17 protein-coding genes are annotated in these 15,750 nt (G+C 40.2%); 15 read left to right on the top strand and 2 right to left on the bottom strand.

The genetic code is table 11. The features are described from left to right. Positions 1-648: 648 nt before the first annotated feature. Both VXK47_RS00415 and VXK47_RS00420 read left to right on the top strand, forming a co-directional pair. Complete coding sequence (locus VXK47_RS00415; protein ID WP_435546797.1) at positions 649-1,089, top strand: type II toxin-antitoxin system VapC family toxin; 441 nt, start codon at positions 649-651, stop codon at positions 1,087-1,089. Next, positions 1,086-1,289 (top strand): hypothetical protein, encoded by a 204-nt coding sequence (locus tag VXK47_RS00420; protein WP_435546798.1) that lies wholly within the window; start codon positions 1,086-1,088, stop codon positions 1,287-1,289. The genes VXK47_RS00415 and VXK47_RS00420 overlap by 4 nt, the downstream gene beginning before the upstream one ends. Before the next feature lie 275 nt (positions 1,290-1,564). Here the strand turns inward: VXK47_RS00420 and VXK47_RS00425 are convergent, their stop codons facing one another. Both VXK47_RS00425 and VXK47_RS00430 read right to left on the bottom strand, forming a co-directional pair. Next, positions 1,565-2,170 carry a hypothetical protein gene (locus VXK47_RS00425; RefSeq protein ID WP_435546799.1) on the bottom strand — a complete coding sequence of 202 codons (606 nt, stop codon included), beginning with the start codon at positions 2,168-2,170 and terminating at the stop codon, positions 1,565-1,567. Between the two features lie 134 nt (positions 2,171-2,304). Further along, positions 2,305-3,621: a PAS domain S-box protein gene (locus VXK47_RS00430; protein ID WP_435546800.1), complete on the bottom strand. Its 1,317-nt coding sequence runs from the start codon at positions 3,619-3,621 to the stop codon at positions 2,305-2,307. Positions 3,622-4,247: 626 nt separating this feature from the next. On the opposite strand from VXK47_RS00430, the gene VXK47_RS00435 reads away from it, so the two are divergent. The 13 genes from VXK47_RS00435 to VXK47_RS00495 form a co-directional block, all read left to right on the top strand. Then, on the top strand, positions 4,248-5,537 hold the full coding sequence (locus VXK47_RS00435; RefSeq protein WP_435546801.1) for a thiolase family protein: 1,290 nt from the start codon (positions 4,248-4,250) through the stop codon (positions 5,535-5,537). Between the two features lie 105 nt (positions 5,538-5,642). After that, positions 5,643-5,804 carry a hypothetical protein gene (locus VXK47_RS00440; RefSeq protein WP_435546802.1) on the top strand — a complete coding sequence of 54 codons (162 nt, stop codon included), beginning with the start codon at positions 5,643-5,645 and terminating at the stop codon, positions 5,802-5,804. Between the two features lie 50 nt (positions 5,805-5,854). Beyond that, positions 5,855-8,281 (top strand): DNA gyrase subunit A, encoded by a 2,427-nt coding sequence (gyrA, locus tag VXK47_RS00445; RefSeq protein WP_435546803.1) that lies wholly within the window; start codon positions 5,855-5,857, stop codon positions 8,279-8,281. Between the two features lie 69 nt (positions 8,282-8,350). Continuing rightward, on the top strand, positions 8,351-9,388 hold the full coding sequence (locus tag VXK47_RS00450) for an NAD(P)H-dependent glycerol-3-phosphate dehydrogenase (RefSeq protein WP_435546804.1): 1,038 nt from the start codon (positions 8,351-8,353) through the stop codon (positions 9,386-9,388). Beyond that, positions 9,375-10,106, top strand: a complete 732-nt coding sequence (gene radC, locus VXK47_RS00455) for a JAB domain-containing protein (protein WP_435546805.1) — start codon at positions 9,375-9,377, stop codon at positions 10,104-10,106. Before VXK47_RS00450 ends, radC begins: the two co-directional genes overlap by 14 nt. 17 nt (positions 10,107-10,123) lie before the next feature. Beyond that, a complete protein-coding gene (locus VXK47_RS00460; protein ID WP_435546806.1) occupies positions 10,124-10,402 on the top strand; it encodes a hypothetical protein in 279 nt (92 codons plus the stop codon). A gap of 10 nt (positions 10,403-10,412) precedes the next feature. Next, positions 10,413-11,612, top strand: a complete 1,200-nt coding sequence (locus VXK47_RS00465; RefSeq protein ID WP_435546807.1) for a phosphoglycerate kinase — start codon at positions 10,413-10,415, stop codon at positions 11,610-11,612. Positions 11,613-11,633: 21 nt separating this feature from the next. Beyond that, on the top strand, positions 11,634-12,338 hold the full coding sequence (locus tag VXK47_RS00470; RefSeq protein WP_435546808.1) for a TVP38/TMEM64 family protein: 705 nt from the start codon (positions 11,634-11,636) through the stop codon (positions 12,336-12,338). A gap of 128 nt (positions 12,339-12,466) precedes the next feature. Continuing rightward, complete coding sequence (locus VXK47_RS00475; RefSeq protein ID WP_435546809.1) at positions 12,467-13,300, top strand: putative molybdenum carrier protein; 834 nt, start codon at positions 12,467-12,469, stop codon at positions 13,298-13,300. A gap of 313 nt (positions 13,301-13,613) precedes the next feature. Next, complete coding sequence (locus VXK47_RS00480; RefSeq protein ID WP_435546810.1) at positions 13,614-13,898, top strand: hypothetical protein; 285 nt, start codon at positions 13,614-13,616, stop codon at positions 13,896-13,898. Between the two features lie 168 nt (positions 13,899-14,066). Continuing rightward, positions 14,067-14,348, top strand: a complete 282-nt coding sequence (locus VXK47_RS00485; protein WP_435546811.1) for a type II toxin-antitoxin system RelE/ParE family toxin — start codon at positions 14,067-14,069, stop codon at positions 14,346-14,348. A gap of 8 nt (positions 14,349-14,356) precedes the next feature. Continuing rightward, positions 14,357-14,662: a helix-turn-helix transcriptional regulator gene (locus tag VXK47_RS00490; RefSeq protein WP_435546812.1), complete on the top strand. Its 306-nt coding sequence runs from the start codon at positions 14,357-14,359 to the stop codon at positions 14,660-14,662. Positions 14,663-14,873: 211 nt separating this feature from the next. After that, a partial coding sequence (locus tag VXK47_RS00495; RefSeq protein ID WP_435546813.1) for a transposase occupies positions 14,874-15,750 on the top strand: 877 nt, incomplete at its 3' end.

Below are 15,750 nucleotides of genomic sequence, written 5' to 3' on the forward strand. Positions count from 1 at the left end.
TTATATGTAATACGCCGAGGACAGAACCGACGAAGCCAACGCAGCTAGAATTTGAATACGACTTGGTATCAAGCGGTAAATTAAAGATTATATATTAATTATCGATGTCCGATAAAAACGAAAAGAAAGGTTTTAGGAGCGATAGCCGGGGCAAACCCCTTTTGTGCGGAAGTCGGCGCCAACGAAATTCAAAAAGCGGGCTGACTGTATTCGTGCGTTTTTTTACTTTTGAATATATTTGGTGACGAGTCAAGAGCCAAGAGCAGACTTGACCCCAAGACTCACCGGTTGCTGAGAACTTTTGCTCTTAGCTGTTACGACATGTAACAAGCCGGTTCGCACCGCGCCTTTCACTTTCAACCCCGCCATTCCCCAAAAATTATAATTCCATATATTGCGCTTTTCCTGATCGCAAATACGTTTTACGCATAAGTCTTCAACAATAATCGTTTGATCTTAAATAGATATTGGTGTAATAAGAGGGTATTTAACAGACAGATTTTGTTTCAAGCCGGTAAATTAAAGATTATGTATATCAGTTATTTTTAATGGAGGATTAAGTAAATGAAACTTAAAGTCGTTCTTGAGACAAGTGAAGAAGGCGGGTTTACAGCTATTAATTGTTGTACAATTAGGAAAAATTATTAAATGAGAATTTATCTTGATTGTTGTAGTCTCCAGCGTCCCTTTGATGACAAATCTCAACCGAGGATAGCAGTTGAAGCTGAAGCTGTACTCGTTATTCTCGCATTGTGCGAATCGGGTCGTTTGAAGCTCATCTCATCAGATGCTCTGCTATTCGAGATTGGTCGCATTCCCGATCAGGATCGTAAAGACGATGCTTTGGCAATTCTCAAAATTGCAAAAGAAGCCGTTGAGTTGGTGCCAGAAATTGAAGCTCTATCAAGAAGGCTGGAAGCGTCAGGCCTGAAACCACTGGACGCTTTGCATTTGGCCTTTGCATCCGCTTCAAAAGTTGCTTATTTTTGCACATGCGATGACAAGTTGTTGAAAAAAGCTAAGAGTTTCGATGAATTAAATATCAAGGTGGTATCCCCCACCGAATTTGTGATGGAGTTAGACATATGAATACAGAAACAAGACCGATATCTGAAATTAGCCGTCGGGCCACTCATATTCTATTCAAAGAGATGGGTGTAGTTGAAACCATTCGGTTTTTGAATCAGTTCTCGGTAGGCCGAGGCGACTATACGAAAGAGCGTGAGAAGTGGCTGGGTGATATATCTCTGGATGATGCTATCTCTCAAATTAAAGCCGGAAAAAAATAAAGCCCAATCCGGTTGCTGAGAACTTTTGCTCTTAGCCGCTACTACATGTAGCATGCGGAACCGCACTGCATATTCCTAAAGTCTTTACAGCTTTCAACCTCTCATCATTTGTCAAAAACCATAACTCCATATATTGCGTTTTTCCTGATTGCAAACATGTCTTGCACATAAATCTTCAGCAATAATCATTTGATTTTAAAAAGATATTAGTGTAAATGAAAGAGCATTTAACAAACAGATTTTGTTTCAAGCCGGTAACATAAAGATCGCTTATATTAACCGATGTCCGATAAAACAAAAAATAAAGGTATTAGGAGCGATAGCCGGGGCAAATCTCTTCCGGGCAGAAGTCGGCACCAACGAAATTCAAAAAGCGGGCTGACTGTATTCGTGCGTTTTTTTACTTTTGAATATATTTGGTGACGAGTCAAGAGCCAAGAGCAGACTTGACCCCAATTCCATTCTATTTGGTGACGAGTCAAGAGCCAAGAGCAGACTTGACCCCAATTCCATTCAGACTTGACCCCAATTCCATTTTGTGCCTGTGTACAAAGAGATTGAAAAACATATTCAAGCTGTTTAAGCCCGCGGGAATTGATAATTTCGGAAAAGCTGCTGCGGCTAATACCTCCACTTGGAGCTATACATTCTTTGGCAAAATCATCTTCTTCAAGGTGTTGAATAAGATCTCGAGCTGATTCATGTTCCTGGAGATGGAAAAAAATTAGTGCCTGTAGTTGATCTTCAAAAGTCATTTTCAATGGCCTGTACCCCCTGGATTCAAGCAGTGGTATGCTATGGAAAATCTTTTGCAATGGTTTGACAAATCGAGTATGAGATGAAGTGTTAAATTTCTTTTTAGGGATATTAAATGCGCGCATTTTTGTCTTAACTCCTTATTATAATTATAATTTATAACAAGGCGACAAAAATTTTTTATCTGCTTTGTCAAGCAAAAAATAAACATTTTTATAATTTTTTTATCCCATATAACATGCAAAAACTTAACCGGACACTACTGGGTTTTTTCCCCAAAAAGAAGACCTGTATTATTAAAATCCACAAATATAAAATCCTGGCCGTTTTCAACGGGTTTATATATGGCCACACTCTCTTTCATATTGTCAAACAACTGCCGGAAAAGCTCTTCGCGCTCTCTGAGAACCGCCTCAACTTTTTTCTGAGAGGAAAGATCGATCATGATTCCGATAATCCCGATCACCGTGCCGGATTCATCATGATAAGTGGCCTTTCTGATTAATACATCATGCCTTGTACCATCAGCATGTGTCATCTGAGATTCATAATGTTGAATTTCCTGCTCTTTGAGAAGCTTTTTATCCATTTCGTTATATTTGTCGGCAAGATCTTGTGGAAAAAGCTGATACACGCTTTTCCCCGTGATCATCTCTTTGGAAAGACCCAGAAACCGTGCATAGCTGTCATTGCATCCGGTATAAACTCCATCGGTATTTTTATAAAAAACAGATACCGGCAAAGTATCGATCAACATCTGCAGGAAAAGGTTCTGATTTTTTACCCGGTCCTCTGCCTGTTTTCTTTGGGTTATATCATCGTGATTACCGATTACCAGAACAGGATTACCATATTTATCCCTTTCGACAACTTTAACTCTGGTCCTGATCCAGCAGTAATCGCCGGATTTATGCCTTATCCTGAAAGCATTTTTATGCGCTTCCGATGATTCTTTTAAATTATCAATAATATCTGACATTAAAGATAAATCATCAGGATGAATAATCTTTCTCCAGCTGATTATATCGGCTGGAAATTCATAGGGATCATACCCCAGAAGAATATAAGACCGATGGCTTACTTCAAGTTCGTTTGTTTGAATATTATATGTCCATATTCCTTCCGTTGTGGCTTCCAGAGTTCTTTCAAGAAGCTCAGTTTTTTCCCTAAGGCTTTCTTGCAGCTGTTTTTGTTCTTTTTCAATTTTAGCGACATAAAGCGCCATATCTATAGAGATATTTACGTCTCTTGTCCTGAAAGGTTTTAGAATATATCCGTAAGGCATTGTAAGCTTGGCACGTTCGATTCTTTCCTCATCGGCATAAGCTGTAAGAAAAATTACGGGTATATCGAAATCTGAGCGAATGATTTCAGCTGTTTCTATACCATCCATATTACCTTCAATTTCTATGTCCATCAGAACAATATCCGGGCTATTTTCCCTGACTTTCTGAATTGTCTGTTCTCCTGAAGTGACAATCGCAGATACTAAATATCCATGATTTTTCAAACCGGCTTCAAGTGCCAAAGAAACAACCGGAGTGTCTTCAACTATTAAAATGCTTGTTTTTTTCATGCTGCTATGATCTCTGCCTGCGAATTGCTTCTGTTAAAATTATAAACAATACAAGATGTTGCTTAGGTTTATTAGAATTAGGAATGAGTAAAAAAATACATATAATGGTTTTAGAAACCGTGTTATTGCTTTATTTTATGAAATTTATCCTTAAAACCAATTGTTGCTGATGCAACATATTTGACGGACTTGTAATAAGTCGGAAAATATATGTTTCGTCATGCCGGACCCGATAAGCCTGCCCCGGCAAGCTTTAAGCCGGGGGCATCCGGCAATTTCAACAGGTTCCGGATACCGGCTTTCGCCGGTATGACGGTTTTGGGACTTTTTACGGAAGCATCGCACTTAGCATATTGTAAAATCAGATAGAGATCAAATAGAAAAAAATAATAGCCTTGCAGACTGTTTTTATGTTTCCATTATTTTCATCTTTAATAATTCTCTTCTTTTTCTGCTTATCATTGACCTTCTGCCTTTTTATATGTTAATGGTCTTTGATCTTGAATTTTATAAGATTTATGAACCGATTCACATAACATGGAATTTATTATCTGTAAAAAAAATAGTTTACTCAAGCCGGACGGATGGATTTTTGAAAAGCCGTCAAAATCAGGAGGTTTATTGATATGAGAGAAGTTGTAATTGTTGGAGGCGCAAGAACTGCTGTAGGTACATTTGGTGGGGGTTTAAAAGATGTTTCTGCCATTGATTTAGGAGCTTTGGTTATAAAAGATGCTCTTAAAAGAACTGGGCTCAGACCGGTCGTAGGAGCAAATACAATGGATAATGCTCCCGAAAAATTGAAAAATAAAGGAATAACCGAGCTTGAAAGCAAATATTCCGATTGGGATAATTCAAAACAACCCATTGAAATTGATGAAGTTATTATGGGAAATGTGCTTCAGGCCGGTTTAGGACAAAATCCTGCAAGACAATCAATGATCCGTGGCGGTATTCCAAAGGAAACACCTGCCTTTACCATTAACAAAGTATGCAGTTCAGGGCTTAGGGCAATTGCTTTGGGTGCAACATCCATAATGGCCGGACAAGCCGAAGTCATAATTGCCGGAGGACAGGAAAACATGAGTCTTGTGCCTATGGCGCTTCCAAAAGCACGCTGGGGCTACAGGATGGAAATTTCAGGAACCGGCCAGATCCAGGATTTAATGGTTTTAGACGGATTATATGAGATATTTTACGGCTATCATATGGGATTAACTGCTGAAAATATTGCTGCCATGTATGGAATCAGCAGAGAGGAGCAGGATCAGCTTGGTGCTTTGAGCCATCAACGGGCTATGGCTGCAATAAAAAACGGCATTTTTGCAGAAGAAATAACCCCTGTCATCATAAAAACGCGAAAAGGCGATACTGTGATAGATACGGATGAGCGGCCTATGGATACAAGTGTTGAAAAAATGGCTAAATTAAAACCGGCATTCAAAAAAGATGGAACCGTTACAGCCGGAAATGCTTCCGGAATAAACGATGGTGCAGCAGCAGTTGTTATGATGAGCCTGGAAAAGGCGAAAGAGCTTAGCCTTGAACCCATTGTTTATATTAAATCTTTTGCATCGGGCGGTGTTGATCCGGCATATATGGGTCTTGGTCCCGTTCCTGCAATTAAAAAAGCATTGAAATTAGCCGGTATGACATTAAAAGATATAGACATGATAGAATTAAACGAAGCTTTTGCATCCCAGGCAATCGGTTGTATGCGCGAACTCGGTATTGAAAATGACAGGCCCAATGAACTGGGAAGCGGAATCTCTTTGGGACACCCGATTGGATGTACCGGAGGGCGTCAGATGGTTTCGGGAATGAACCAGATGAAAAGAAAAGGATATTCCACAGGGCTCATTTCCATGTGTATAGGCGGCGGTATGGGAATGGCCATGATTATCGAAAGAAAATAACCCGGATACAGAAAACGAATACAGAATATAGATTTTCGCCATTCGGTATTCGTTTTTATCGGGTTTTGTGTTTTTATTATTTAATTATCGTATTTGAGGTTTTATATGATGAATCTTAGCAGGAAATTGGGGATTCTTATTGTTTGCGGCATACCTGCCATAATCGGCGGAGGTATGGTATATGCTGTTTGTGGCAGTTATGCTTGTGTTATTGTTTATGAAACTATTCTTTTGCTTGCAGCCGCAGTATTTGCCGCCAAAGCATAAAGAGTGTGCGCCCGTCCGGGCAGACAATCGAAAACTGAAGGCTTTTTAATATGATGGAAACTGAAAAATTATCAGAGATCAATATAGAGACGGAAATGAAAAAGTCTTATCTCGATTACGCTATGAGCGTTATTATCGGGAGGGCTTTACCTGATGTCCGCGATGGTCTTAAGCCTGTACATCGCCGCATTCTCTATGCCATGCGCGAGCTTAAAAACGACTGGAACAAGCCGTATAAAAAATCAGCCAGAATAGTTGGCGATGTAATAGGTAAGTATCATCCGCATGGTGATACGGCTGTTTACGATACTATTGTTCGTATGGCCCAGAGCTTTTCTTTAAGGTATCTGCTTGTCGATGGCCAGGGCAATTTCGGATCTGTAGACGGAGATCCCCCGGCGGCAATGCGTTATACTGAAATCAGATTGACGCGGCTTGCGCAGGAAATGATGGAAGATCTCGACAAAGAGACTGTTGATGTCGTGCCGAATTATGATGAGTCTCTGACCGAGCCATCAATATTGCCTGCTAAAATTCCGTGCCTTCTGATAAACGGATCTTCGGGTATTGCTGTTGGTATGGCTACAAGCATTCCTCCGCATAACCTCTCCGAGGTTGCAGAAGCAATAAAAACTCTTATAGATAATCCTGATATTACCTGCGAAGAGCTTATTCAAATAGTTCCCGGTCCGGATTTTCCGACAGCCGGTATAATTCACGGAAGAAGCGGAATATATGATGCTTATTCCACAGGAAGAGGTAAAGTAAAGGTTCGCGCCCGTGTTATGGTGGAAACGGATAAAAAAAACCAAAGCGAAACTATAGTAGTTACAGAGCTTCCCTACATGGTCAATAAAGCAGGGCTGATAGAAAAAATTGCAGAGTTGATCCGTGACAAACAGATAGAAGGTGTAAGGTATGTGCGGGATGAATCGGACAGGGAAGGTATGCGTATTGCTCTCGGTCTTAAGAAAGACCAGATGTCAAAGATTATCATAAATCACCTTTATAAACACACCCGCATGGAAAGCACTTTCGGAATTATCTTTCTTGCTGTTGTCAACAACAGACCGGAGGTCCTTACATTAAAGCAAATTCTTGAGTATTTTGTGCTGCACCGCAAAGATATTATAATAAAGCGGACAAAGTTTGAGTTGAGGAAGGCTGAAGCACGGGCGCATATACTTGAGGGATTAAAAGTAGCAATAGACAATATTGATGAAGTAATTTTATTGATTAAAACCTCAAAATCTCCTTCAGAAGCCAAACAATCGCTGATATCAAGATTTGATATGACTCCAATCCAGGCTCAGGCTGTGCTGGATATGCGCCTTCAAAGGCTTACCGGCCTTGAGCGGGAAAAGATAATTGAGGAATATGATAATTTATTAAAAGATATTGCAAGGTACAGAGAAATTCTTGCCAGTGAAACTCTTGTGTTAAATATTATAAAAGATGAGCTTACCCAGATAAAAAACGAATACGGCGATTTGCGGCGCACGGAAATTATTGATGAAACGGAAAATATCTCAATTGAAGATTTGATTGTAGAAGAGGATATGGTTGTAACTGTTTCCAAAGATGGATATATCAAAAGAACTCCGGCAAGCATTTATAATTCACAAAGTCGTGGTGGCAAAGGCAAAACAGCGATGATGACAAAAGAAGAGGATTTCGTATCGATGCTCTTCGTCGCATCCACTCACCACTATTTTCTGTTTTTCACAAATCAGGGCAAAGTTTACTGGTGCAAGGTGTATGATATTCCTGAAGCCGGACGGACAAGCAAGGGCAAAGCCATAGTCAATCTATTGAACTTTGCTGAAGGTGAAAAACTTACTACTGTTCTTGCTGTTAAGGATTTTGAACCCGGTTCTTTTGTGATCATGGCGACAAGAAGCGGTCAGATTAAAAGGACGGATATCATGGCTTACAGCCGGCCAAGGGCAGGAGGCATAAAGGCTTTAAAGCTTGATGAAGGAGATGAGCTTATAGCAGTGCGTATTACAGATGGAACGCTTAATGTTTTTGTATGCTCGGCCATGGGGAAATCCATTCGTTTCCACGAATCGGATATACGTGCAACAGGCCGTGTCACCGGAGGGATTCGCGGGATGCGTCTGGCCAAGGGTGATCGAATAGTGGGAATGGAGGTCTTGACCCATGGGCAGACCCTTTTTGCCGTTACGGAAAACGGTTTTGGTAAACGAACATCCATTGATGAATATCCTGTTCATAAAAGAGGAGGAAAGGGTGTTATATGTATAAAAACAAGTGAACGAAACGGCCAGGTGGTTGCAATACTGATTGTAGATGAAGATGATGATCTTATGCTTATGGCGGATTCCGGCAAAATAATCCGCACACCCATAAGCGGCATTTCCGTTATCAGCCGCAATACCCAGGGTGTAAAGCTTATTAACAGGGAAGCGACTGAAAAAGTAATCGGAGCAGCAAGACTTGCTGAAAAAGACTAAACCGGAGTCAACAGTAAATAATACGAGCTCTTTCCATTTTTAATACAATGCTAATGATTTGGATTTTTAATGAATATTATATCGGATGTAAACAATGCTAAAATCGGTGTGGTTGGGGCAGGAAGCTGGGGGACGGCGCTTGCCAATCTTCTTGGTAATAAAGGATTTAAGGTTGATTTCTGGGTTTTTGAAAAAGAAGTAAAGGAGCAGATTGAAGAGTTTCATGAGAATCAGGTATTTCTTCCGGACATAGTGCTTTCTTCAAATATTTTTCCTTCAAATGATCTTGCCGATGTTGTGAAAGGGAAAGACCTGGTATTGATAGTTGTTCCATCCCATGTGATGCGCGATACGGCTGTAAAAATTTCGGGCCTGATTGATGAAAAAACAATAATAGTATCTGCTTCAAAGGGTATAGAAAACGGCACATATTTAACCATGTCCGGTGTTCTCAAAGAATGTATGAATAATATTTCCGAAGATAATTTTGCCGTTCTTTCAGGGCCGAGTTTTGCAAGAGAAGTTGCAAAAAACTTTCCTACAGCTGTGACAGTGGCATCGAAAAACCCTGATGTAGCTGCTTTTGTCCAGCATTTATTTGCAACTCCGTTTTTCCGAGTATATACAAATGATGACATTATAGGAGTTGAACTGGGAGGCGCCGTAAAAAATGTTATAGCGCTTGCAGCCGGAATTATAGATGGTCTTGATCTTGGATTAAATACGAGAGCGGCGCTTATAACAAGAGGACTTGCAGAAATAAAACGTCTCGGGCTGGTTATGGGAGCAAAACCGGAAACATTTACAGGTCTTGCAGGCGTAGGTGATTTGGTTCTTACCTGTACCGGTGATTTAAGCAGAAATCATGCGGTCGGCAAAAAAATAGGGCAAAACAAGAAATTAAAGGAAATCCTTTCCGAGATGCGCATGGTCGCAGAAGGTGTAAATACAACAAAATCGGTTTATAACCTTTCAAAAAAGCTTGATGTTGAAATGCCTATTACCCAGGAAATCTACAGTATATTATACGAGGATGTTTCTCCCAAAGAGGCTGTCTTAAGGCTTATGACGCGTGATCTTAAGCAGGAAACGGATGAGCAAAGATAAAACACAGGAAAAGGGCGAAGGACACAGGCAAAGGCTGCGTGATAAATTCCTTGAGTCCGGCCTTTCCGGTTTCCATGATTATGAAGTAATAGAACTTTTGCTGACTCTTGCTACCCCGCGTAAAGACTGCAAGGAAGCTGCAAAGGCTGCTTTAAATAAATTTAAAACTTTTCAGGGTGTCCTTGAAGCTTCCCCGGGCGAATTGAGTGAGATAAAAGGTATAGGGCCGGTTAATCTTTTTGGAATCAAGCTTGTTAATGAAGCGGTAAACAGGTATCTCGAAAAAAAATTGATCAACAAAGACCCTTTAAGCAATTCCAAGGAATTGTTTGATTATCTGACTCATAACCTGCGGGATAAAAATATTGAGTGCTTTGAGGTTATTTTTCTTGATGCAAAAAATAAAGTCATAAGAACTGAAACACTCTTTAAGGGTTCGCTCACATCAAGCTCTGTATATCCAAGGGAAGTTGCAAAGGCTGCTCTTGATTACCATGCCGCAGCTTTGATTTTTGCGCATAACCATCCATCAGGCGATCCTGCGCCTTCTCCCGAAGACATTGCAGTTACAAGGCAGCTTATTTTCGCATGCAAGGTTATGGGAGTTATTGTTCATGAACATATTATAATAGGGGACAATAAATACTTCAGCTTTGCGGACCATGGTTATATCGAAAAAATTAACCGCGAATTTGATGCACAGATAAAAGAGCTTTAAGTAAAAAGATTATATAAATGACTGTAAACAAAACAAAAAACCCCGAATGTTTCGGGAAAATAGATATTGTTTTTCCAATGGCGGAAAACGGCTTAAGATGCTCGCCGGATTCCTGCCTTACCTGCCATTTAAAGACCGATTGTCTTAAAACTGCTATGAATAAGGGAGACGGTCTTAAGGTGCGTGAAGAATTAACCGACAGGCATTATGAAGCAGGCATGATCGGTTTTTTCAAAAGATGGTCCGCCAAAAAAGAGTTATCCCGCAAGATAGATGAAAAAAACACAACGAAATAAGGAGGAAGTTTTGAAAACAATAAAAGATATAGACCTTTCAGGCAAACGCGTATTTATCAGAGTCGATTTTAATGTGCCTTTGGATGAAAAGATGAATATAACCGATGACACCAGAATAACTTCCGTACTTCCGACTTTAACTTACGCAATTGAAAACAATGCAAAGCTTATTATTGCATCTCACCTTGGAAGACCAAAGGGCAAAGTTTCTCCCCAGTTCAGTCTTGCGCCTGTTGCAAAATGTCTTGGCACTTATCTTAATAAAGACATTAAGATGGCGTCAGACTGTATAGGGCCCGATGTGAACTCTTTGATATCTTTAATGTCTGATGGTGATGTTCTGCTCCTTGAAAATCTCAGGTTTCATCCTGAAGAAGAAAAAAATGACGATGATTTCGGGAAAAAGCTGGCCCAGCTTTGCGATGTATATGTGAATGATGCTTTTGCAGTTTCACACAGGGCGAATGCTTCGGTAGTTGCAATTACAGAGCATGTGCCTGTATCGGTTGCCGGATTTCTACTTCAGAAAGAACTGGATTATTTTAATAAAGCCATGGCGAATCCCCAGCGGCCGTTAGTCGCTGTTATAGGAGGGTCAAAAGTTTCAACCAAGCTGGCGGCTCTGGAAAATCTGATTCAGCGTGTTGATAAACTGATAATAGGCGGGGCAATGGCCAATACTTTTTTAAAAAGCCAGGGTATTGATGTGGGAGATTCAAAGGTTGAAGAAGATCTTCTGGAAGTCGCCGCATCCACAATGAAGAAAGCTTATGAAAAAGGTATTAAATTTTATCTTCCGGTTGACGGTGTTGCAGCCGATTCTTTTTCTGCGGATGCCGTTACAAAAAATGTGCCTGTTGCTGAAATACCGAAAGGATGGATGTTTCTTGATATAGGCCCTGCTTCTTCTCTGCTTTTTTCGGAAGCTTTAAACGATGCCAAAACAATAATCTGGAATGGTCCTCTTGGAGCATTTGAAATGGATGCTTTCAGCAGGGGCACAATGGCAATGGTCAACAGCCTGGCAAATTCCTACGCCATGACGATAGTAGGCGGAGGTGATACCGATATGGCTGTCCATAAAGCAGGAGAAGCGGACAGAATGACTTTTATTTCAACAGGAGGCGGCGCTTTTCTTGAATTGCTTGAAGGCAAGGCCTTGCCGGCAGCCGTTGCAGCTTTGGTAAAGGCTCAGCAAAAAACAGAATAAAAACGAGAGCCGTTCTTACCTATGGCAAATCTTAGTTCTCATAAAATAAAAATTCTGTCCGGCGCCTGTATTATCGTGATTGCAGTATTAATATTTATGTTCAGGGCCCCTTTATGGAATCAGGCTGTTTACTATCGGAATCTTTTATCAGACAGGGAACAGATCAAAACTTTTGTCACTTCATTTGGAATAGTTGCACCTGTGGCTTTTATCGCAGTTCAGGTACTTCAGGTTATATTTGCTCCCATCCCGGGAGAAGCGACGGGCTTTATAGGCGGTTATATTTTCGGAGCATCACAGGGTTTTATTTATTCAAGCATAGGTCTTGGGCTTGGTTCGTGGATAAATTTTTTAATAGGCCGTTTTTTAGGCAAGCGTTATATCAGAAAAATAGTTCCATCCCGCTATCTGGACAAATTTAATACTATCATAAAGCATCAGGGTGTCATGGTACTTTTCGTTTTGTTTGTTTTTCCGGGGTTTCCTAAAGATTATCTTTGCATGCTTCTCGGCCTGAGTGCTCTTCCGATTAAAGTGTTCATTCTTCTTGCTACCATTGGGCGTATGCCCGGAACTTTAATGTTAAGTCTTCAGGGAGCATCCCTTTATGATAAATCATACGGAGCCTTTGCTTTGATAACGGCCCTTTGTGTTGTTTGTCTTATAATAGGCTACAGATACCGTAATGCTATTTATAATTGGGTCGATAAGCTGAACAATAAGTGATGGCCGTTTCAAACGGCCTGTCTGGCGGACATTTCAGACGGAAAAAGCATTCCGCGAATATATAGACGATTGTCATATATGAGATGGGCGAAATCTCCGTTTGACCTTTGTTAAAAGGTAAAGGAATTATGCTTACAAAAGTCATATCAGGTGGACAAACAGGCGTTGACAGAGCCGCACTGGATATTGCCATAAAGCTTGAAATATTACATGGCGGATGGATTTCGAAAGGGCGCAAGACTGAAGACGGAGTATTGCCCGTAAAGTATAAATTGAAGGAGATGGATAGCACCAGTTCCAGTAAACGCACTGAAGAAAACGTAATTAAATCGGACGGGACATTGGTGATATCTCATGGCAAACTTTTAGGCGGATTGGCGTTAACACAAAAATATGCTGCAAAACATGAAAAACCATGGCTGCATATAGACCTTAACAGTATTACGTCATTTAAAGCCGCCAATGAGATTAACTCCTGGCTGTTGCGCCATGATATTAAAGTCTTGAATGTCACAGGAACCCGTGCGGGCAAAAATCCCAATATTTATATGCTTGCTTCGGACATTTTAGAAGCTGCCCTTTATCTGAATATCATGGACACAGGTATGCCCGACAGTACTCATTCCCCAAATGAAACAAGCTATAAACCCATATGGATTCAATTGCCCAAAACTGTTGAAAAAGCGGAAGATATCATTATCCGGGAAATGACCTTAAAGGATAAATCAACACTTGCATATATGAGAGCTGAGGATTTAGGCAGCCTTCAACTCTCATTGGGTGAATACATCCGGAATCATTTTGGGTTATGGGGAGAAAATACCGAACTATTAGAATCATGCCGGATTGCTTCCGGCGAAGATGATGAAGATAATTTTGATGCCGACCGCGCTTCATTGGTTATTATTACAGAACTATGGAAAAAGTTGCAGGAAACTCATAAGCTGAGAGTAGTGAAATAATAATGAGGCATGGAAATTCAAGAGCGGATTTGATCCCATTTGAACTAAACTTTGTTTTTAATCAAGGCTGATATTAACACAGGGCAAATTTGCCCGAAAACACCCTTAATATCATATTATCAGATATTTCTCACACTCTATTATTTTATCAGGGTGAAATACTTTATATGAGAATACAGGAGTCAGAATACAGAATACAGAAGAAAAACAACAGCATGGTTATTCTGTCTCCTGACTCCTGGCTCCTGTATTCTCATGCTTCGTTGTGCCTGCCCCGGGCATGGAGGTTAGTGGAAATTCGCAACATCTTCAAATGCATAAAAGAATTGCTGGTTTATCAGCACAGCTCAGATCTTGTGTATATTTAATTCCATTTTACACTTTTCTTTTTACGTTGAAAGTTTTTGGGTTGCCAAAACGAGGAAATATTTTATTAGCATGTAGAAAATCAAACACCCTTTCCTATCCTCTCCAGTATGCTGACGAGAAACCTCGTGATACCGAGAAAAGAATCGAAAAAACCTTAAAAGATATTTCAAAACTTTTACCTATCGAAACGACATATATGCTTGATGAAGAAATTAGAAAAGAAACCTAACATAGCGGGTGAACCAGACGGGGAGAAACTTGGCGGTTTTCGCTAAAGTCTTTGGTTTGCGGCAGACTGTTGGCAGCTGGTTACCCGCACCGTTATAACTTGCTAATATTAAATCATTTACCAACATAATGCTTGACGTTATTAGCGGATTGCGTTATTATCTTATCCATGATAAAATCCTTTCGAGACAAAGAAACGGAAAAAATATTCAGCAGGCAAATTTCAACCAAGTTGCCACAGGATATTCAGCGCATTGCGCGGAAAAAACTGGTAATGCTTGATGCTGCAGCGCAATTGAATGATTTACGAACGCCACCGGGTAATCGATTAGAGGCATTGCAAAGAGACCGGAAAGGTCAACACAGCATACGCATAAACGACCAATGGCGAATTTGTTTTAAGTGGAGAGACGGTGATGCGTATGATGCTGAAATAACAGATTATCATTAGGAGTTTATATGAACAAGCAGCTTCCCCCCATCCATCCTGGAGAAATTCTTATGGAGGAATTTTTAGAGCCTATGGGAATCAGTCAGTATCGTTTGGCAAAGGATATAAGTGTGCCCCCAAGGCGCATAAATGAAATTGTGCATGGGAAAAGATCCATTTCGGCGGATACCGCTCTCCGGCTTGGACGCTTTTTCGGTATGTCACCCCAGTTTTGGTTAAATCTTCAAACTCGATACGATCTTGAGGTGACCGAGGATTTTTTAGCGAACAGGCTTGACGATGAGGTTCATGCTCTTCAAGCTCAGATAGGCTAAAATGTGAAGAAGTTATAACATCAGCTTGAGTCGTTGTACAAGGCAGCCTGAGCTGTTGTCGTGTCAGCAGTCAGAAGGGTTTGCAGAAAGAAATTGAAATTGGGGTCAAGTCTGCTTTTGGCTCTTGACTTTTGAAATTGGGGTCATGAAATTGGGGTCAAGTCTGCTTTTGGCTCTTGACTTTTGTTTTATTTCATAATAAACAAGCAACATGTCACGTCCACTTAGAATAGAATATCCGGGTGCATGGTACCATGTTATGAACCGCGGAAGGCGGAATGAGAAGATCTTTGCAGACGATATGGATTATGCAATGTTTGTTGAGCTTCTCGAAGATGCATCGGAAATGTGGAAGGTTAATATTGCCGCCTATTGTTTAATGCCCAACCATTATCATATCCTATTACAGACACCGGATGGAAATATCTCAAGAACTATGCGGCATATCAATGGTGTCTATACCCAAAGATCCAACAGAAAATACGGTTATGACGGTCAGCTTTTTAGAGGCAGATATAAATCGATTCTTGTGGATGGAGACAGTTATCTATTACAGCTTGTTCGATATATTCACCAAAATCCAATAAAAGCCGGCGTTGTTACAACATTGGATTCATATAAATGGAGCAGCCATAAAGGATATCTTTCGATAGCACAAAAATGGAACTGGCTTCATAAGACATTTATTTTCTCAATTCTTACAAAAAACAAAGAAGAATGGATAAAAAGATACCGGCAATTTGTTTTCATTGAAGATGATGGTAATATTACCCAAATAATTGAAGCGAAGAAATGGCCCTCCATATTGGGTTCTGACAATTTTCTGGATTGGATTAAAGGCAAATATTACAAATCTATAAAAGATGAGAATATCCCGGAGTCAAAATTACTTGATCCAAGCCGGAAATTAATTCTTGGAGTTGTTTGTGAATATTATGCTGTTGATGAAAAAGATATTTATAAATCAAGACGGGGGTCGTATAATGAACCAAGAAATGTTTTGATTTATCTGATCAGAGTGCTTCGGCGTGATAATATGAAACAAATCGGGCAATATTTTAATATCGATAAATCCACTTCAGTCAGCA

Source organism: Desulfobacterium sp. N47 (genome assembly GCF_051233685.1).
GTDB lineage: Bacteria > Desulfobacterota > Desulfobacteria > Desulfobacterales > RPRI01 > RPRI01.